Genomic DNA, 18,329 nt, shown 5'->3' with positions numbered 1-18,329 from the left:
GCGGTGGCGCGCGACGTGAGCGCGTCGGCGCGAACGAGCGCGCGAGGGATGACTGACTGAGTGAAACGACGGAAGGAGTCGGCTGGGGAGGCCGTGGCCGCGGTGCCGGGCTGTGCGGTCCCAGAGGTCTAGCGTCGAGATGCTGTTTCTGTAGGCAGTCGGCAGCACGAAACAGTGCTTCGTCACCGCAGAAATAGCGTCGAGATGCCGTTGCTGTCGGCGGAGTCGTCGCCGCGAGACCGAGCTTCGGCACCGCGGGAACCGACTGACAGATTCACAGCCAACACACCGAATCCACAGTATCGGCGCCCTCGCCCGGTATCGAACCCACTAAGGCGGGAACGGACGAGCAACGAGTAATGAGTCTCACGCTCGGCGACGCCAACGCGGCCCCCGGGGAGACCGCCACCGGGCGGCTCCGGGTTGGCGAGCGCCGCGACGGCAGCCCCGTCTCCCTACCGGTCTGTGTGGTCAACGGCGCCGACGACGGCGACACGCTCTACCTGCAGGCGGTCTCCGACGGCGACGAGCTCAACGGCCTCGGCGTGCTCACCCGGGTCGTCCCGCGGCTCGACCCCGCCGAGCTCTCGGGCGCGGTCCTGATCGTCGGCATCGTCAACGTCCACGCGTTCCAGATCGCCGAGCACCGCAACCCAATCGACGACACGAAGATGAACCGCGCGTACCCCGGCGACGAGGACGGCACCAGCTCCGAGCGCATCGCCGCCGCGACGTTCGACGCCGCCAGCCGCGCGGACTACGTGCTCGACCTCCACCAGGGATCGACCTCGCGGATGCTCAACGAGGCCCGGGTGCGCTGTGGCCGCCACCACCGCCTCCACGGCGACTGCCTCGAGCTCGCGAAGGCGTTCGGCACGGGCCACGTGCTCGACCAGAAGGGCCCCGACGGCCAGCTCGCCCGCGCGGCGCCCGAGGAGGGGATCCCCACGATCGACCCCGAGCTCGGTGGCTGCGTGGGCTGGGACGAGGAGAGCATCCAGTACGGCGTCGAGGGCGTGTTCAACGTGCTGCGACACTACGGCTTCCTCGACGGCGAGGCGTCGATGGACGAGCAGACCCGCGCCGCCGGGTTCGACCAGTACCGCGCGCCTGCGGGCGGGCTCGTCCGCTTCCGTGCGGAGCTGGGCGAGGAGATCCACCCCGGCGACACGCTGTTCGAGATCACCGACCCGTTCGGCCAGCTGACGAGCCGGGTGACCGCCGACTGCGAGGGGATCTTCTGGCGCTCCCGGCGGCTCCCGCAGGTCGCGACCGGCGAGTACGTCTGCTCGGTGGCGACCGGCGTCGACGCGTACTGAGTCAGTCCGGGATCTCGCAGTCGACCCCCACGGGCGGGAGACCGCCGGTGAGCCGGGCGATCGTGGACTCCCCGTCGGTGCGCGCCGCGAACGAGAGCGTCAGCGCCCCGTTCCAGTCGCCGTTCTCGATGTCGGTCGCAAAGGCCTCCGAGAGGCCGAACGTCCGGAGCGCCTCGCCGTCGACGACCGGGCGGAAGAACTCCCCGCGGAGCGCCTCGTCGCTCGCGGCCCTGACAGCGTCGCCGAACGCCTCGATCCCCTCGTCGTCGAGCGTGAGGTCGACGGTGACGACGCCGTCCCGGCTCCGACTCCGCACGAGGAGGAAGCCGGCGTCGACCGCGAACCCGTCCGGGCCGACCAGCCGCTCCGTGCCGTCGGCGCGCCTGAACGACAGCTCCGGGAGCATCGGCACGATCGCGGAACGGGCCGCCGGCGCGGAGACGTCGAGAAACTGGTGGCTCCCCAGCCGGCCGGGCGACAGCGTCACCGACGAGGCGTCGACCGCCGCGTGCTCGGCGACCTGCTCGCCCAGGACCGACGCGTACTGGCGACGGTACCGCGGGCCGACGCCGCGATAGACGCGGCGGACCGCGAGCTCGTCGGCGTCGCCGAACGCCTCCTTCGCGTCCGCGACGTAGAACGAGGCGGCCGCCGAGACGAAGTACGTCACCGTCCCGTCGGCCCGGTTCCGGCGGTACACCTGCGCCTGGCCGGGGATGCCGCCGAGCGCGTCGTCGACGGCGTCGGCGCCCACGTCGCCCTCGAACACCGTCGTGACCGCCTTCGGCCAGAGCCTGACCGTCGACGCCGCCGGGGTCGCGGTCGGCGGTGGCGTCTCGGAGGCCGTCGGCGGCGGCGTCGGCGTGGCCGTCGGCGGCTGCTCGGTCGGCGGTTCCGTCGCCGTCGCGGCCTCGTCGCCGACACAGCCCGCCAGCGAGGCGAGCGACGCGGCGGCGGCGAGGACGCCTCGTCTCGTGCGATCCACGGGGGGTGTGCCCCCGTCATGGGTGATAAGTTCGGGCCCCAGCGGAGCCCGGGAACCGACAGCTACTGGCACCCGGCGACCGACCCTCTCACCATGAGCGACCCCACGCGACTCTCCTGCCCGGACTGCGGCGCCGAGTACGCCGACCGCTGGCGCTGCGAGTGCGGCCACCCGCTCGAGTTCGCTCGCCGGCCGCTTCCCGAGGGGCCGGCCCCGGACCCAGCCACCTTCGACGCTCGCGAGGGGCTGTGGGCGTTCACGGAGTTCCTCCCCGTCGAGCAGCGGGTCAGCCTCGGCGAGGGGATGACCCCCCTCCAGTCGGCGCCGGACTGGGACGCCGAGTTCAAACTGGAGTACGTGTTCCCCACCGGCTCGTTCAAGGACCGCGGCGCGACGACGACGCTCTCCCGAGCGGTGGAACTCGGCGTCGAGAAAGTGGTCGAGGACTCCTCGGGCAACGCCGGCGCGGCGATTGCGACCTACGCCGCCCGGGCGGGCGTCGACGCCGAGATCTACGTGCCGGCGTCGGTGAAGGACAGCAAGCTCCGCGCGATCGAGGCCGCGGGCGCGACGCCGGTCCGTATCGAGGGCTCGCGGCAGGACGTGACCGACGCGTGCGTCGACGCCGCGGTCGGAGCGGACGGCGAAGGAACTGACGCCTGGTACGCCTCCCACGCCTGGAACCCCGCCTTCTTCGCCGGCACGGCGACGTTCGCCTACGAGACCGCGCTCCAGCGCGACTGGGCGGCGCCGGACGCGGTCGTCACGCCGCTGGGGCACGGCACGCTGTTCCTCGGCGCCTACCGCGGGTTCCGCGCGCTGGAGGCGGCGGGCTGGATCGACGAGATCCCCCGCCTCTACGGCGCCAGGCCGCCGGCTACGCCCCCATCGTCGCCGAACTCCACGGCGACGCAGGCGGCACGAACGAGGTGGCCGACGGCATCCAGATCCGGGATCCCGTCCAGAAGGACGCGATCCTCGACGCCGTCGACGCGACCGACGGCGACGCGATCGCGATCGATGAGGTGGCCGTCGGGGACGAACTCGACCGGCTCCACCGCGCGGGGTTCTACACCGAGCCGACGTGTGCGGTCGCCCCCGCGGCGCTCGCGGAGCTGCGCGCCCGCGGCGAGATCGACGAGGAGGAGGACGTAGTGGTGCCGCTGACAGGGAGCGGGCTGAAAGCCTGACCCGCGGGCCCGAACCGTTTTCCCCGCGCCCGCGAACCACCCACCGTGATCGCCGTCGACGCCGACTACTGCCCGCTCTGTGGCGCCGCGGTCGAGCGCCGCGAGATCGACGGCCGCGAGCGCGCCTACTGCCCGGACTGCGAGCGCGTCCTCTGGCGCAACGCCGTGCCGGGCGCCTCGGTCGCGGTCGTCGACGGCGAGGAAGTCTGCTGCATCCGCCGGGGAGAGCCGCCAGACGCGGGTGCGTGGGCGCTCCCGGGCGGCCACGCCGAACACGACGAACCACTGCCCGACGCTGCGGCGCGGGAGCTGACCGAGGAGACGGGGCTGGCCGTCGACGCCGACGCGCTGACGGTCGCCGGCACGCGGCTCGCCGTCGGCCGGGAGCGCAACCACGCCGTCGTCTTCTTCGTCGTCGACCGTGCGGCGACCGCGGGCGAGCTCGACCCCGGCACCGACGCCGCCGAGGCGGCGTTTCTCACCGTTTCTGCGTACGCGAACCGGGAGACGGTCCACGACCCCGAGGTGCTCGAAACCGCGATCCGAGCGCGCTAGCGCTCCGGATGCGTCGGCGCGTCGAACCCGCCGCGAATCAGCGGCTTCGCGACGTGTCGGCGGGCACACGGCGGCACCTCGTACCAGCCGCGTTCGAGGTCGCGCTCGATCTCGACGTTGACCTTCCCCGGCGCGCTCGTGCCGCAGTCCCGACAGCGGTACCCCTGATCCCGCCCCGCAGAGCTCATCCGGGTCTCGCAGTCCGGGCAGGTCGGGGTGGCCAGCTCCGTCCGGTTCAGCCCCCGAACTGCGAACTTCTCGAGTTTGAGCGTCCCGTCGCTCACCTCGCCGCAGACCGTGAGTTCGTCACCTTGGTGGAGCGCGCGCACGCGGTCGCGGAAGCGCTTGGTCGGCTCGAACGCCGCGGCGTCGATCGTCGCGCCCCCTTCAGTCGCCCGGATCGGCACGAACACGTGGCCGCCCTCGTGCGTTTCTGGCTCGCCGGCGACGACGCAGTCGACGCGGTACGCGCGGCCGTCGCGGAGGTCGGCGAGGTCGTCGACGCTCGCGTCCCGGAGGTGGGCGTCGGTACCCTGGTTGGTGCGGAACAGCGCGGTTCGTTCGGTCGGTTCGGCGTCGATGCGGTCGGCCATCCCGCGGAGCACGTCGGGGTCGTCGCCGCGGAGACCGTAGAGGATCGGGCCGGGCGCGCTGGGCACGCAGACCGCTTCGTTTTCGACGCGGTCGACGGTGTCCCACGCCTCGGGGTAGGCGTCGTCGGCGGCAGCGAACAGGCTCGCCTCGTCGACTTCCCGGGGCGTGCCACACCGCTCGAACTCGCGGTAGGCGATCAGTTCGTGCGTCCACTCGGCGAAGGCGCGGTGGGCGCCGACGGCCGCAAGCGCGCCGATGCGGCCGTGGCCGCCGGCCCAGCCCGCGGCCTCGAAGCCCGCGTCGTCGATCAGCGCCAGCGCGTCGTCGAGCTCGTGGAACTCGCGGACGGCGTCGGCGGCGAACTCGGCCACGGCGTCGGCAACCTCGGCGGGGTCGCAGTCGGCGACGACGAGGCCCGGCGATGTCCGGGGGTCGTCGGTCTCGGCGAGCGGTTCGAGCTCGTCGCGGGCGATCTCGGCGGCGCGGTCGGCGTCGAGGTCGGTGTGGATCGCGAGCGCGGCGTTCCCGCGGGTCTTGCGCTCGACCGCTGGGTTGAGCCGGACCAGCAGACGCTCGTCGATCGACCCGCCCGCGGCCGCGATCCGCTCGGCGATCCGGGCCGCGAGGTACGTCGTGCACATCCCGCGCTCGCGGGAGTCCGTGTCGTCGACGCCGATGACGGTCACGGGGGGAGCCAGGCGGTCGGCAGCCAAGGAGGTTTCGCGTCGCCGGCCGGGATCGGGGTCGATCCGGCGAACCGCGTGACTGCGGCGGACTGGGTGGACACAACGCATATATGCCGTGAGTCGCCTACGTCCCCGTATGAGCCGTACAGCGCTGATCGAGAACGTTACGGCGATGCTGCAGGACGCCGGGTTCCTCGTCAGCGAGCGCTGTGCGATCCGCCCCAAGAGCTTCGACGTGGCCGCGCGCCGCGGCGAGGAGCTGGTGCTGCTGAAGGTGCTGGGCAACGTCGACGCGTTCGACGCCGCCACCGGGCGGGAGATGCGCCGGCTCGGCGAGTACCTCTCGGCGACGCCGATGGTCGTGGGGATGCGCACCCGCGACGAGGAGCTGAAGCCCGAGGTGGTGTACTTCCGTCACGGCGTGCCGGCGATCCACCCCGACACCGCGTTCGACCTGTTCGTCGAGGACGTGCCGCCGCTGATCTACGCCGCGCCCGGCGGGCTGTACGTCAACATCGACGGCGACCTGCTGTCGGAGACCCGCGAGGCCGAGGACTGGAGCCTCGGGAAGCTCGCCTCCGAGCTCGGCGTCTCCCGGCGCACCGTCTCGAAGTACGAGGACGGGATGAACGCCTCCATCGACGTGGCCGTGAAGCTGGAGGAGCTGTTCGACCGCCCGTTCACGGCGCCGATGGACGTGATGGACGGCGCCGAGGAGGTCCGCGACGCCGACCCCACGCCGGACCCGCCGGCGGCCGACCCCGACGACGAGCACGTCGTCGGCGTCCTCACCCGGGCGGGGTTCACGGTCCACCCGACGACGCGAGCGCCGTTCAACAGCGTCAGCGAGGACGAGGAGCGCCGCGGTCGCGACGGCGCGAAGCTGCTCACCGGCCACTCCGAGTTCACCCCGAGCGCCGAGAAGCGCGCCCGGATCATGTCCTCGCTGGGGCAGGTCACCCAGACGCGCTCGGTGTACTTCGTCGAGGAGGGCGCCAAGCGCAAGTCGGTGAAGGGGACCGCGCTGGTGTCCTGTGAGGAGCTGGCCGACACCGACGACCCCGAGGCGGTGCGGGACCTGATCCGCGAGCGCGCCGCCGAGCCCGGCGAGGCCTGATCGGTCCGACCGCAGTTTATTCTCCCGACGCCGGTTACGCCGCGGCGTCGCCGTACGTCTCCTCGAGGTACGCCACGATGTCGCTGCTCTCGGGCATCCCCTCGACGCCGTGATCCTCGTCGACGAGGACGGGGACGCCCGTCTGGCCCGAGACCTCCTCGACCTCGGTCCGCTCGCTGTGGGCCGACGGCACCTCGATCGTGTCGTACTCCAGCCCGAGCTCGTCCAGCTTGTCGGCGACCTTGATACAGAACGGACAGCCCGGCAGTTCGTACAGCGTGATGTTCGTCATCACCGACTCGTTGGTCGCTCCCACTCAAAAGCGCCGCGCCGCCGGCGAGCACGCCGGCTATCTCGGACGCCGGCGATCAGCCCGCCCGCTCCCGAAGCGACCGGAGGCCGTCGACGATGCGCTCGCGGCCGCGGATCGCCTCGCCGAGCCCCCAGCCCGACGACAGCAGCAGGGCGCCGACGACGCCGGCGAACTCCCAGGAGCCCAGCCAGGCCGGCTGGAACCACGGGACGAGCCGGCCCCAGAGCCCAGCGAACTCGGTGACCGGTCCCTCGACGACCGTCCCCTGGGCGTTGGCGGCGAGCCAGGAGGAGAACGTCGCCGAGAGCCCGCCGGCGGAGCCGTAGACGGCCTTGTGGCCGCTCACGCCCTGGTCGCGCATCGTCGGCCCGTTCGACTCGTCGCCGGTGCCGATCCGCTCGGCGTCGTAAGGGGCCCAGGTGGCGAAGTACTCCCAGACGATCTCGCCCTGCGGCGTGATCTCGATCACGCGGTGGTTCATCGAGTCGACGACGAGCGTGTTGCCGTTTGGCAGGCGGTCCGCGTCGCGGGGCCAGGAGAGCGACGCCGAGGAGCCGGCACTCCAGACGTGCTCCCACTCGCCGTCGTCGTTCTTCGTGTACTCGATCACGCGGTCGTTCTCGCTGTCGGCGACGAGGATCGTCGGGTCGCCCTCCTCGGTCGTGAGCCAGTCGGGGTTGTGCTGTTCGTACAGCGTCGAGTGGTCGCCGTCCTCGCCGAGGCGCTCGGTGATCTCCTTGGACTCGATGTTCACGGCGATCACCTGGTCGAAGTTCCGGGGCGAGAGCAGCAGCTCGGTGCCGTTCCGGATCACCTCCACGTCGTTGACGTGGGTCCAGTCCTTCGAGAAGCCGCCGTCGGTCGAGTTGGGGTAGTGGTTGCGGAACGTCCACTCCCAGTCGACCTCGCCCTCGGTGCGGTCGTACAGCACCACGCGGTCGTCCGAACAGTCACAGGAGTCGTTCCAGTTCCGCATGTTCGCGATCGCGAGGTGGGTGTCGTTGTACACGTCGATGTCGTGGGTGTCCTTGTACGGCAGCGACTCCTGCCAGACGCGCTCGCGGTTGTCCCGGTTGAGCTCGTACACGGTCGTCCCGTCGGGGTTGGTCGAGACGACGAGCAGGTTGCCGTTGGGGAGCGGGTCCACGTCGTAGAACCAGCGCGCGCCCAGGGCGTCCTCGTACATCCAGTTGGTGGTGCCGTTGCCGCTCGCGGAGACGACGCGGGCGGGCTTCTTCCGGTTCCCCTGCCCCTGGAAGTGGTACCCCTGAATCCCGACGATCGTGGCGTTGTCCGCCGGCTCCTCGATCGTGCCGGGGCCGAGTTCGCTCGGCGAGTCCGCCGCGTCGCCGCCGACGCCGACGGCGGCGCCCGCGGCGGGCCCGAGCAGCGAGAGAACGAGCAGGAGGGCCACCCCGCGGACGAGCCAGATCCGGGGTGGGAGACTGCGTTGCATAGTCGCGACAACGGCGGGGAGCGGGAAGGTGTTGCGGTCGCGGGCGGCTACATCACGCCGCTGGTCCGCACCGCGAAGTAGACCACGAACGCGCCCGCGAGGATCCACTGGCCGACGTGAATCTCGTCCAGCTCGCCGGCGGCGAGCTTGACGATCGGGTAGGAGACGATGCCGGCGGCGATCCCGTAGGCGATCGAGAACGTGAACGGCATCACCATGATCGTCATCCCGGCCGGGATCGCGTAGGTGAGGTCGTCCCACGCGATCTCGACGGCGTTACCGAGCATCACGACGCCGATGACCACCAGCGCGATGTGGGAGGCGTACTCCGGGATCGCCGCCGCCAGCGGGACGAACGCCAGCGAGAGCAGGAACAGGCCCGCGACGGTCAGCGCCGTCAGGCCGGTGCGGCCGCCCTCCTCGACGCCGGTCGCGGACTCGATGTACGTCGTCACCGTCGAGGTGCCGAGCATCCCGCCGACGGTGGTGCCGACCGCGTCCGCCATCAGCGGCTTGTCGATGTCGGGGAGGTTCCCCTCGTCGTCGAGGAACCCCGCGGACTGGCCGACGCCGACCAGCGTGCCCGCGGTGTCGAAGAAGTCGACGAAGAAGAACGTGAACACGATCAGCGCGAACGTGAACGCGTCGACGTTCGCGAACCCGTCGAGGAACGCGCCGGCCAGCGGCCGGATGTCGTACGCCGCGAGGCTGTACGTCGTCGTCGATCCGGTGAGGAAGATGTTCGTCGCGATCGCGGCGCCGCCGGGGACGTTCTCGGGGTTGTACGCGGAGTAGCCCAGCGCCGCGGCGGCGTAGCCGACGACGGTCGTCCCGAGGATGCCGATGACGATCGAGCCGCGGACGCCGCGGGCGTACAGCCCGAACGTGAACAGCAGGCCGGCGACGGAGATCAGCGCGACGGGGTCGTTCGCGACGACCGGCGAGAGCGTCAGGAACGTCGCCGGGTCGCTCGCGACGACGCGCATCGACTCGAAGCCGATCAGCGCGAGGAACAGGCCGATCCCGGAGCCGACGGCGAGTTTGACCGGTTCGGGGAACAGCCGGATCACGTACTCACGCGCGCCGACGGCGGTGAGCGCGATGAAGATGATCCCCTCGACGACCACGGCGGCGAGCGCGGTCTGCCAGGGGACGCCCATCCCGAGGACGACCGTGAATGCGAAGAAGGCGTTCAGCCCGAGTCCGGGCGCCTGCGCGAACGGCCGGTTGGCGTACAGCGCCATCACCAGCGTCGCCGTCGCCGCGGAGATGATCGTCACCACGGCGAGCATCGCGACGAGGCGGCCGTCGCCGACGCCCTCGATGTCGATCGCCGCCGCGAGGATCGCGGGGTTGACGACCACGATGTAGCTCATGGTCAAGAACGTGGTCAACCCCGCCAGGAGTTCGGTCCTGACGGTGGTGTCGTGGCTATCCAGATCGAAGTAGTCGGCCAGCGTCTCTGTGAGACCCATCCGTATAGATGCATATCGCGCCGGTGGTGTACTTGAGGCTTTCCGTACGATATGCACATATACGCCCAATCATGCCGGCTGGGTGGCGTATCCGCGGGGCTGATCGGGGGAGATATGCACGGAAGTGGATATCGAGGCGCCGCTCGATCGGCGCTACCGGTCGTCGAACTTCGTGAGCGCGCCGACGGGCGCGTCGGTGATCTCGCGGGCGCGGTCCATCCCCTCGTCGCCGACGGCGATGAGGGTGAACACGCCGCCGACGGTCGCGTCGGACTGGGCGACGATGTCGAGCAGGAGCTCCTGGGTCTCGCCCGAGCGGATCAGGTCGTCGACGACCAGCACCGTGTCGCCGGCGGAGACGGCCTCGGCGGGGAGGTAGTAGGTGAGCTCGATGCCGGAGGCGAGCCGCTGGCGGGACTCGACGAACTCCTCGACGGCGGTCTCCTTGCGCTTCTTCGCGTAGGCGATGTCGGCGTCGAAGTAGGAGGCCATCGCGGCGCCGAGCGTGATCCCGTCGGTCGCGGCGGTCAGCACCACGTCCGGGCGCTCGAACGCGAACGACTCGGCGGCGACGGGCGCAACGAGGTCGAGGAACGACTGGTCGAACACGATCGCGCTGTTGTCGACGTACCCCTCGTCGTCGACGCTGACCCGGGAGCGGAGCTCGTCGGCGAGTTCCTCGCGGCCGATCGACTCGACGGTCTCGCGGGCGCGCTCGACGCCCGGGAGCACGTGGCCGTTGACGTAGCGGTTCAGGTCGCCCGCCGGGAGGCCGGTGAGTTCGGCGAGCTCGTCGTACGTTCGACTGCGCTTCAGCGTCCGCAACACGGCGACGGCCCGCAGCTGGAGGGCCGCCTTCTCTGCACGGTTCATGGACACCCTCACGGTTGCACAACCATGAACACGTCGAAGGGGATTCGGTCCGGGATCCGCAGATTACCGCTCGGCGAGCAGTTCGGAGGCGGTCACGAGCGCCTCCATCTCGACGCCGTGGTCGGCGAGGTTCTCGCGGCCGCCCTCCTCGCGGTCGACGACCAGCAGCGCGCGGTTCACCTCGGCGCCCGCCTCCCGCAGCGCCTCGACGGCGTCGACGGCGGACTGGCCGGTGGTCGCGATGTCCTCGACGACGACGACCTCCTCGCCCTCGTCGAGGCGGCCCTCGATCCGGTTGCCGGTGCCGTACTCCTTCGCCTGCTTGCGCGCGATGACGTACGGTACGTCGGCGGTGATGCTCGTCGCCGCGGCGAGGGGGACGCCGCCGAGGGCGACGCCGCCGAGCTTCTCGCCGTCGAGCTTCTCCGCGAACGCCTCGGCGATCAGCCGGAGACAGCGCGGGTCGGTCTCGAACAGGTACTTGTCGACGTAGTAGTCGCTGGTGCCGCCGTGGGAGAGTTCGAACTCGCCGTACTGGACCGCGTCGGCGTCCCGGAGCGCCTCGATCAGGTCGTCGGTCATGGGCGAGGGTGGGCGTCGGGTCGGCAAAAACCGGTCGGTGCGGCGCTCACCACGGCTCGTCCTTCACGCCCAGCCAGTACGCGATCCCGTTGGTCGCGAGATGCAGCAGCGGCGTGACGACGACGACGACGGCGACGCGGGCGGGCGTGAACACCTGGAGCGTCCAGTCGGGCGCGAACAGCAGCGCGAGCAGCAGCGCGCCGACGACGAAGTCGAGCTGGTCGAGCCCGGGGAAGGCGGCGCCGCGCTCGCGGCCGGAGCGGCGCTTGACGAAGGAGGCGCCGATGTCGCCCAGCATCGCCCCGAGCGCGAGCCCCAGCGCCGCGTTGATCGGGAAGCCGGGGAGGCTGATCCCCAGCGCGTCGCCGACGGCGGGCGCGGCGGCGTCGAGCGCGAGCGCGAGCGCGACGCCGACGGCGGTGCCGACCGCGGTGCCGCGCCAGGTCTTCCCGTCGCCGAGCAGGCGGGCGTCGCCCATCGTTCGGCCGCCGTCGATGGGGCGGCCGCCGCCGGCGAGGACGGCCGCGTTGTTCGGGATGTACGCCGGGAGCATCGCCCAGAGCGCGCCGGCGATGAGTTCGAGCATGGCCGGGTCGACGGCGGGGGAGGCCGTAAGTTCCGTGGGTCTCCCCGGCAACGAGAGGGGCGGGGTGGACGTGGGTCCGCCCGGCAACGAGGAGGCGGGCGGGACAGTGGGTCCGCCCGGCAACGAGGAGGCGGGCGGGACAGTGGGTCACCCCGGCAACGGCGAGCCGGGGTGGACGTGGGTCCGGGCGGGACCGAAAGGACCTACGGCGTGGAAACCCAGCGAGGCGGCGCTTGCGAGCCCCGAAACTCGCGCCAGGGCTAAATACGGGCCTTTTTCAGGCCGAAGAACCTCCTTCGGAGTATGCAGGGTAGTCTGCCGCCCGAGGCACAAGAGAAGATCGAGGAGCTACAGGACCTTCAGGAGACAACCGAGCAGCTCGCGGCCCAGAAGACGCAGGCCGAGACCTCGCTCAACGAGGCCCAGACCGCCCTCGAGGCGCTGGACGACATCGACGAGGACACCACGATGTACCGAGAGATCGGCGAGCTCCTCGTCAACACGGACTACGACAGCGCGAAGGCGGACCTCGAGGAGAAAGTCGACAGCCTCGAAGTGCGCGTCGACCAGCTCGAGAAGCGCGAGCAGAAGACCCAGGAGCAGTTCGAGGAGCTCCAGCAGGAGCTGCAGCAGCTCCTGCAGGGCGGCGAGGGCGGCGGTCCGATGGGCCCCGGCGGCCCCGGCGCCGGCGCGTAGATGAGCGACGCGGAACCGACCGACGAGGAGGTCGTCGAAACCGCCAGCGCGGCCGCCGAGGGGCTCGTGCTGGACCGCTACAAGCAGTCCGAGCTGACGGATCTCGACGTGACTGTGACGTTCGAGGACGGCGTACTCGAAGTCGACGTGTACGTCAACCCCCCCGACGACGCCGACGCCGACGCGGAGGAAGTCGCCGACGAGGCGGCCCGCGCGGCCCACGACGCCGTCGAGGAGCTTTTCGACTGAGCGCGGCACTCGCCGCCGCTCGCAACGCCCGCTAGCGTCCGCTCTCTTTCTCGGCTCGCTACGTGACGAAGAACAGCAGCACGCTGATCGCGATCACCGCGAGGCTGACCGCGAGCGCGTACGCGCCGCCGAGGGAGACAACCGCGTTCGCGTGGGAGGCGAGCGTCTCGGTGCGGTCGTTGCCGAACACCGTCACCTCCGCGCGCTCGGTCGCCATCCCCGCCTCGACCGGTTCGAGGTCCGCGCGGGCCCGGTCGACGAGGTCGGACACCGCGCCGATGAACGCGCCGTGGTCGATCTCGGCGCCGATCTGGTTGTCCGCCTCGACCGTGTTGACGATGTGGGTGTCGGTGGTCATCACCTCCGCGGCGTCGACGCTCTCGAGGAGCTGGTCGACGGTTCGGTCCCGCAGCCACGGCTCCATGTTGTTGCCGTCCGCGAGCACGTAGGCGGTCTCCTGGCCGTCGACCTCGACGACGGCGACGCGGATCCCCAGCGGGCCGATCCCCTCCTGGGGCACCCACTCGGTCTCGTCCCACGCCGTCCCGAGCGACAGCTCGCCCTCTTGGGCGTCGCCGAGTCGATCGCCCGCCGCCTCGGCCGCGTTGATCATGTCGAACGAGCGCGGGCTCCCGGGAGTGACGTGGCCCAGGTCCGGCCCGTCGAGCCCGTTGTTGCAGTTGTGTGCGTCGACGAGCAGCACGTCGTCGAGCCCGTTGGTCCGGGCGCCCTCCCGCGCCGTGAGGCCGACGCCGTACTCCACGTCGTCGGCGAACTCCGGCGAGAACGTGTTCACCAGCAGGCCGTCGCCGCCGAACGCCTGGCCCAGCAGCTTGGCGTCGCCGGCGTCGATGCGGACGCTCTCGGTGGCGCCGTCGCCGTACTCGATGCGCTCGTGGGCGCGGTCGGCCGCGTCGATCAGCCGCTCGACCTCCCGCTCGGTGACGAGGTTGAAGTCGTGGCCGGCGGTGGCGTGGGGCGGGAACGCCAGCCCCTCGGCGGTCTCGGCGACGCGCTCGGGGAGGTTGCCGCCGCCGATCTCGCCCATGGGGCCGGGGTGGATCATCGGGAGCACGAACCGCGCCTTCTCGGCGCCGTCGTCGGCCCGGAACGCGAGCACCGTGACCGGGACGATCGCCTCCTCGCCCAGCTCCTCGAAGAAGTCCTCCAGCTCCCGGGTGCCCTCGGCGACGTGGCCGATGAACCCCCGGAGGAAGTCGAGCATGGAGACGCCCATCGAGCGGCGCCACGGCCGGTCGACCGCGACGAGGAACACCCAGACGGCGGCGGCGTAGATCACACAGAGCACGCCCAGCAGGCCGAACTGCTGGGGCGAGAGCGTGCTCAGCACCCCCGGCGCCTCGGCGGACTCGTCGAGGAACGGGGTGAGGAACGCCTGGGCCGCCGAGCCGCCGTCGGCGAGGTAGCGGATCGCCCCGCTGTAGACGAACAGCAGCGCGGCGGCGACGGCGCTCTGGATGCTCGCGGGGAGCACCGCCACCGGGAGCGAGGTGCGGGAGACCGCCATCACCACCAGCAGGCGGAGCGCGAACACCGACGCGAGCGCGAACACCAGCGCGTCGAACACGAACGTCTGGTCGAGCCACGACACCAGGTACGCCAGCAGCGCGGCGACGCTCACGACGGCGACGATCACCACCTCACAGATCAGCGCGAGCAGCGACGCGCGGTTGTAGGTGAGCCGCCCGCCCGTGTAGCGGTCGACCCACGGCGTCGCGAACCCGGCGACGACGGTCGGGATGCCGATGAAGAAGATCCCCTCCCACGCGTCCTGGCCGAGGAAGAAGATGCCGCGGAACACCGCGTCCGCGTCGCCGCTGTCGAACGCGCCGATCCCCGCGACGGCGGCGACCAGCAGCGCGAACGCGAGGCTGGTGTACCAGTTCGGGGCCCGGAAGATGAACCGCGAGAGCCCCGCGAGGTTGCTCTGGGACGCCGTCATCGTGACTGGGTGAGACCCGGACGGCCAAAAACCCGCGACTTCCGTTCTCGGGGACGCCGCCGCCCTACCAGGCGTCGCAGATGTCGCGGAACGCCTCGAACACGGCGTCGCCCTCGGCGGTGTGGGCGACCTCCGGGTGCCACTGGACGCCGTAGAACCCGCGGTCCGGGTCGCTCATCGCCTCCACCTCGCACACGTCGCTCCGGGCGGTCCGGACGAACCCCTCGGGCACCGTGTCGACCTCGTCGGCGTGGCTGGCCCAGACGCGCGTCTCGGGAGCGAGCGCGCCGAGCAGCGGGTCCTCGTCGTCGAGGATCTCGACGGTCACGTCGGCGTAGCCGCCGTACTCGCCGCTGTGGGTGCTGCCACCCAGCTCCTCGGCCATGAACTGCATCCCCAGACAGATGCCCAGCACGGGCACGTCCAGTTCGAGGTACTCCGCACTGCGCCCGACGCGGTCCATCGAGGGGCCCCCCGAGAGCACGATCCCGTCGGCGTCGATCTCGGCGGGGTCGGTGTCGTTCTCCAGGATCTCGGTGTCGACGCCGATGTCCCGGAGCGCGCGGCCCTCCAGATGCGTGAACTGCCCGTGGTTGTCGATGACGACGATTCGGGTCATACGCTGGGTTGGCCGACGAGGCTCAAAAGCGCCTCGGAACCGGGGAGAGATGCGCACGTCCGTGCATCGGTTCGGCGGCGCTCACTCCTCGCGGCGCTCGCTGGCGGACCGGAACCCCATCTCGGACTGCTCCTCGCCGCGGCGTGTCTCCCGGACGGCGAGCGCCTCGGGGTCGGGGCTCGCGTCGTCGTCGACGCGGGCGAACGAGCGGTGGACCTTCGTGTGACACCAGCGACAGAGGCCGACCGTGATCTCGTGGGCGGGCTCGTCGGCGTCCGCCCCGTCGCCCCCCGCCCCTCGCCCGCCGGCGCTGCCGTAGGAGAGGTGGTGCTCCTCGACCAGCGGCCGGGCGTCCGAGTCGTGGGCGACGCGGACCTCCTCGAGCCCACAGCGGGCGCACGCCTTCGCGTCGGTAGTCGAGCGGTAGTGGGGGCAGCGCGACCAGTCCGGCTCCGCGTCCGCGACGGCCGCCGCCTCGGTGTCGGCGACGACGCAGGCGTAGTCGTCGGCGCGGCGCTCGGCCGCGAACTCCGGGTCGTCGCCGGCGTGTTCGAGCGCGTAGCGACACCGGCCGTCGTCGGTGAGGTGGTCACAGCGCCCGGCGACCGCGTAGGGGTCGTCGACGCCGACCGGCGTCCCCTCCGGCGTCTCCTCCATACCGGCCCTGGGGCGCCCGCGCTCTTGAACTCGGGGGGAACGCTTAGTAGGGCGGCGGGGGGACCGGACGGCGTGCGACTCGTCCACCAGCGCGACGGGGAGGCGCGAACGCTCGCAAGCGGCGTCGCGACCGAGACGCTCGCCGACGACGTGGAGCGGGCCGACGGCCCCCTGTCGCAGGCCCGCGGGCTGATGTTCCGCCGGTCGATCCCCGAGGGGTACGCGCTGGTGTTCCCGTTCGACGAGCCGGCGACGCGGACGATCCACACGCTGTTCGTGTTCGAGCCGATCGACGTGCTCTGGATCGTCGACGACGAGGTGGTCACCGTCGAGCGCCTGCAGCCGTTCCGCGGGCTGGCCCACGGGCTCGCCGACACGGTCGTCGAGCTCCCCGCCGGCGCCGCCGACGGCGTCGAACCCGGCGACGTCGTCCGACTGGAGGAGTGAGGCGGGCGGCGACGTGACGCATCGAACAGACTCTTGCCCGAACCGGCCCTACGTCCAGTATGACCCTCGTCGTGCCGTTCGACGGCTCCGACCTCGCGGAGAGCGCGCTCGTGCGAGCCACGGCGTTCGACGCCGCGTTCGACGAGGGCGTCGTCGCCGTCACGGTCGTCCCAGCCGGGAACGTCGAGTACGCCCGCGAGGCCGGCTGGCTCGACGACGACGAGCCCTTCGACCTCCCGACGGTCCTCGGCCGGCTCGAGGAGCAGGTGGGCGCGCTCGCGCCCGACGCCCGGTTCCGGTACGAGACGGTCGGCCAGTACGCCTCGGCGGGCACGATCACCAAGCACGTGCGCCGGATCGCCCGCGAGGAGGACGCCTCGACGGTGGTGATCGGCAGCGAGAACGCCGGCCACCTGACCGTGTCGATCAGCAGCATCGGCGGCGGCGTCGCCGCCACCGACGCCTACGACGTGCTGATCGTCCGGAGCCGCGCGCCCTCGAACGTGGAGACGCTGCAGTCGGCGTCGCCCCACTCGGCGGGGTTCGACGCCGGCGAGACCGAGTAGCGGCGGACGCTCCCGTGCCGTAGTTGTTGGAGATCCCACGTTTTCGGAGGCTCGCCTTCGTGACCGGGGAAATGAAAACACTATGTGTATGGTTCGCAAACTGAGCCACCGTGTCGTTCTCTCCCGAACGGATCGGGCCCCAACACGCGGTGTACTTCCTGGGGGCCGTCTGTTTCGGGCTCGGGATCGCCCACCTCGCGACCGAGGGGGAGGGGCTCGGGACGGCGCTCGAAGCGTTCATCATCTGCAGCATCGCCGGGTTCGTGCTGGTCACCGGCTATCAGCTCCCCGACCGGCGGATCTCGACGGCGGGGCAGTGGCGGACCGTCTGGCTCGCCGTCGGGGTGATGGTGTCGTTCGCGCTGCTGGCGCTGTCGATCTGGATGATCTGGCGGCTCGAGGGCCACGCAGTCGAGCTGTTCTTCCTCGTCGCGTTCGCCGCGACGCTCGGCGCCGGGGTCGGCGTCCGCGGCGGGCTCTACGCGATCGAGTCCGAGGAACGGCTCGACGAGGCCGAGGACCTCGCCAAACTGCTGACGATCAACCAGCGCGTCCTCCGCCACAACCTGCGCAACGAGCTCGCCGTCTCGTTCGGCTATCTGGACAGGATCGAGTCGGCCGACGACGCCGACGCCGTCGCGGCGGACGTACAGGTGGTGCGGGACCACCTCGGGAAGCTACTCAGGACGAGCGACCGGACGCGGGACATCGTGTCGATCCGGGAGAACGATCACGAGGAGACGTTCGACCTCGCCGGGGTCGTCGACGAACAGGTCGCGACACTCCGCGCGGCGCATCCGGCGGCGTCGGTCACGACCCGGTTCGACGACGCCCCCACCGTGCGGGCACATCCCGCCCTCCCGCGGGCGATCAGGGAAGCGCTGACGAACGCGATCGAGCACACCCCCGAGGGCGCCGAGGTGACCGCGGCCGTGTCCACGACCCGGGCGGGGCAGGCGGTCGTGGAGATCATCGACGCGGGCGACGGCATCCCCAGGTTCGACGTCGAGGCGATCGAGGGGCCCGAGGAGACGCCGATGAAGCACACCCAGGGGCTGGGGCTCTGGATCATCTACTGGACGGTGAAGATGTCGGACGGGACGCTCGAACTGACCGACGGCACGCCCAGCGGCTCGGTCGTGCGGATCACGCTCCCGCTGGCGTAACTGTCGCTCGGGAATGGATCGGCTCGGAGAAGTAATGGGACCACCGAGAATCGGCGGAGCCGATTCTCTGGGACCCATGTTCGCGTCGCGAAAAGTGGGACCGCCGAGATTCGAACTCAGGTCCTACCGACCCCATCGGCAGAGGATACCACTACCCTACGGTCCCGTGTTTCGAACAAGCGCCGTCCGGCAGTTAAGCACTTCGTTTCGTGGGCCGGCCCCGCGAGCGCGGTCC

Annotated in this window: 19 protein-coding genes, 1 tRNA gene and 1 pseudogene; 9 read left to right on the top strand and 12 right to left on the bottom strand. The window is 71.2% G+C overall.

Annotation, left to right across the window (positions count from 1 at the left end; genetic code table 11):
* Positions 1 to 359: 359 nt before the first annotated feature.
* Positions 360 to 1,319 carry a succinylglutamate desuccinylase/aspartoacylase family protein gene (locus tag ACP95_RS06340; RefSeq protein ID WP_049980400.1) on the top strand — a complete coding sequence of 320 codons (960 nt, stop codon included), beginning with the start codon at positions 360 to 362 and terminating at the stop codon, positions 1,317 to 1,319.
* 1 nt (position 1,320) lies between these two features.
* Here ACP95_RS06340 and ACP95_RS06335 read toward each other — a convergent pair whose 3' ends face one another.
* Entirely contained in the window at positions 1,321 to 2,304 is a 984-nt protein-coding gene (locus ACP95_RS06335) for a hypothetical protein (protein WP_049980399.1), read from the bottom strand.
* An 18-nt stretch (positions 2,305 to 2,322) separates the two neighbouring features.
* Here ACP95_RS06335 and ACP95_RS06330 point away from each other — a divergent pair.
* Together ACP95_RS06330 and ACP95_RS06325 are read left to right on the top strand one after the other, a co-directional pair.
* Positions 2,323 to 3,494, top strand: a pseudogene (locus ACP95_RS06330) (pyridoxal-phosphate dependent enzyme).
* Positions 3,495 to 3,539: 45 nt separating this feature from the next.
* Positions 3,540 to 4,049, top strand: coding sequence for an NUDIX hydrolase (locus ACP95_RS06325; protein WP_049980398.1), 510 nt, complete (start codon positions 3,540 to 3,542; stop codon positions 4,047 to 4,049).
* Here ACP95_RS06325 and ACP95_RS06320 read toward each other — a convergent pair.
* On the bottom strand, positions 4,046 to 5,329 hold the full coding sequence (locus ACP95_RS06320) for a tRNA(Ile)(2)-agmatinylcytidine synthase (protein WP_049980397.1): 1,284 nt from the start codon (positions 5,327 to 5,329) through the stop codon (positions 4,046 to 4,048). The two genes, ACP95_RS06325 and ACP95_RS06320, sit on opposite strands and share 4 nt — an antisense overlap.
* Positions 5,330 to 5,465: 136 nt before the next feature.
* On the opposite strand from ACP95_RS06320, the gene ACP95_RS06315 reads away from it, so the two are divergent.
* A complete protein-coding gene (locus ACP95_RS06315; protein ID WP_049980396.1) occupies positions 5,466 to 6,446 on the top strand; it encodes a transcriptional regulator in 981 nt (326 codons plus the stop codon).
* A gap of 34 nt (positions 6,447 to 6,480) precedes the next feature.
* Here ACP95_RS06315 and ACP95_RS06310 read toward each other — a convergent pair whose 3' ends face one another.
* The 6 genes from ACP95_RS06310 to ACP95_RS06285 all read right to left on the bottom strand — a co-directional run bounded on the left by ACP95_RS06310 (position 6,481) and on the right by ACP95_RS06285 (position 11,731).
* On the bottom strand, positions 6,481 to 6,738 hold the full coding sequence (locus tag ACP95_RS06310; RefSeq protein WP_049980395.1) for a glutaredoxin family protein: 258 nt from the start codon (positions 6,736 to 6,738) through the stop codon (positions 6,481 to 6,483).
* A gap of 76 nt (positions 6,739 to 6,814) precedes the next feature.
* A complete protein-coding gene (locus ACP95_RS06305) occupies positions 6,815 to 8,215 on the bottom strand; it encodes an aryl-sulfate sulfotransferase (RefSeq protein ID WP_049980394.1) in 1,401 nt (466 codons plus the stop codon).
* A gap of 47 nt (positions 8,216 to 8,262) precedes the next feature.
* Positions 8,263 to 9,690 carry an NCS2 family permease gene (locus tag ACP95_RS06300; RefSeq protein ID WP_049980393.1) on the bottom strand — a complete coding sequence of 476 codons (1,428 nt, stop codon included), beginning with the start codon at positions 9,688 to 9,690 and terminating at the stop codon, positions 8,263 to 8,265.
* Positions 9,691 to 9,843: 153 nt separating this feature from the next.
* Positions 9,844 to 10,563: a phosphoribosyltransferase family protein gene (locus ACP95_RS06295; protein WP_049980392.1), complete on the bottom strand. Its 720-nt coding sequence runs from the start codon at positions 10,561 to 10,563 to the stop codon at positions 9,844 to 9,846.
* Between the two features lie 63 nt (positions 10,564 to 10,626).
* The gene (gene pyrE, locus ACP95_RS06290; protein ID WP_049980391.1) at positions 10,627 to 11,145 is read right to left on the bottom strand and encodes an orotate phosphoribosyltransferase; all 519 of its coding nucleotides are present in this window, start codon (positions 11,143 to 11,145) and stop codon (positions 10,627 to 10,629) included.
* Positions 11,146 to 11,191: 46 nt separating this feature from the next.
* Positions 11,192 to 11,731 carry a CDP-2,3-bis-(O-geranylgeranyl)-sn-glycerol synthase gene (locus ACP95_RS06285; protein WP_049980390.1) on the bottom strand — a complete coding sequence of 180 codons (540 nt, stop codon included), beginning with the start codon at positions 11,729 to 11,731 and terminating at the stop codon, positions 11,192 to 11,194.
* Positions 11,732 to 12,034: 303 nt separating this feature from the next.
* Here ACP95_RS06285 and ACP95_RS06280 point away from each other — a divergent pair, with 303 nt between their 5' ends.
* Together ACP95_RS06280 and ACP95_RS06275 are read left to right on the top strand one after the other, a co-directional pair.
* On the top strand, positions 12,035 to 12,427 hold the full coding sequence (locus tag ACP95_RS06280; RefSeq protein ID WP_049980389.1) for a prefoldin subunit beta: 393 nt from the start codon (positions 12,035 to 12,037) through the stop codon (positions 12,425 to 12,427).
* Positions 12,428 to 12,676, top strand: a complete 249-nt coding sequence (locus ACP95_RS06275; protein ID WP_049980388.1) for a DUF3194 domain-containing protein — start codon at positions 12,428 to 12,430, stop codon at positions 12,674 to 12,676.
* A gap of 58 nt (positions 12,677 to 12,734) precedes the next feature.
* Here ACP95_RS06275 and ACP95_RS06270 read toward each other — a convergent pair whose 3' ends face one another.
* The 3 genes from ACP95_RS06270 to ACP95_RS06260 all read right to left on the bottom strand — a co-directional run bounded on the left by ACP95_RS06270 (position 12,735) and on the right by ACP95_RS06260 (position 15,915).
* The gene (locus tag ACP95_RS06270; RefSeq protein WP_049980387.1) at positions 12,735 to 14,639 is read right to left on the bottom strand and encodes a DUF2070 family protein; all 1,905 of its coding nucleotides are present in this window, start codon (positions 14,637 to 14,639) and stop codon (positions 12,735 to 12,737) included.
* Positions 14,640 to 14,703: 64 nt separating this feature from the next.
* Positions 14,704 to 15,258, bottom strand: coding sequence for a GMP synthase subunit A (locus ACP95_RS06265; protein WP_049980386.1), 555 nt, complete (start codon positions 15,256 to 15,258; stop codon positions 14,704 to 14,706).
* A gap of 81 nt (positions 15,259 to 15,339) precedes the next feature.
* On the bottom strand, positions 15,340 to 15,915 hold the full coding sequence (locus ACP95_RS06260) for a DUF7097 family protein (protein ID WP_049980385.1): 576 nt from the start codon (positions 15,913 to 15,915) through the stop codon (positions 15,340 to 15,342).
* A 72-nt stretch (positions 15,916 to 15,987) separates the two neighbouring features.
* Between ACP95_RS06260 and ACP95_RS06255 the strand changes: the two genes are divergently transcribed.
* From ACP95_RS06255 to ACP95_RS06245, 3 genes are all read left to right on the top strand, one after another.
* Complete coding sequence (locus ACP95_RS06255) at positions 15,988 to 16,362, top strand: DUF192 domain-containing protein (RefSeq protein ID WP_049980384.1); 375 nt, start codon at positions 15,988 to 15,990, stop codon at positions 16,360 to 16,362.
* Positions 16,363 to 16,421: 59 nt separating this feature from the next.
* Positions 16,422 to 16,928 carry a universal stress protein gene (locus ACP95_RS06250; RefSeq protein WP_049980383.1) on the top strand — a complete coding sequence of 169 codons (507 nt, stop codon included), beginning with the start codon at positions 16,422 to 16,424 and terminating at the stop codon, positions 16,926 to 16,928.
* Between the two features lie 110 nt (positions 16,929 to 17,038).
* Positions 17,039 to 18,094, top strand: coding sequence for a sensor histidine kinase (locus ACP95_RS06245; protein WP_049980382.1), 1,056 nt, complete (start codon positions 17,039 to 17,041; stop codon positions 18,092 to 18,094).
* A 95-nt stretch (positions 18,095 to 18,189) separates the two neighbouring features.
* Here ACP95_RS06245 and ACP95_RS06240 read toward each other — a convergent pair.
* Positions 18,190 to 18,260, bottom strand: a tRNA-Pro gene (locus tag ACP95_RS06240).
* Positions 18,261 to 18,329 lie beyond the last annotated feature (69 nt).

The sequence above is a fragment of the Halolamina rubra genome (assembly GCF_000739555.1).
Taxonomy (GTDB): Archaea; Halobacteriota; Halobacteria; order Halobacteriales; family Haloferacaceae; genus Halolamina; species Halolamina rubra.
Note: the sequence above shows the minus strand (reverse complement) of the source record. Positions and strands in the feature narration are given on the sequence as shown.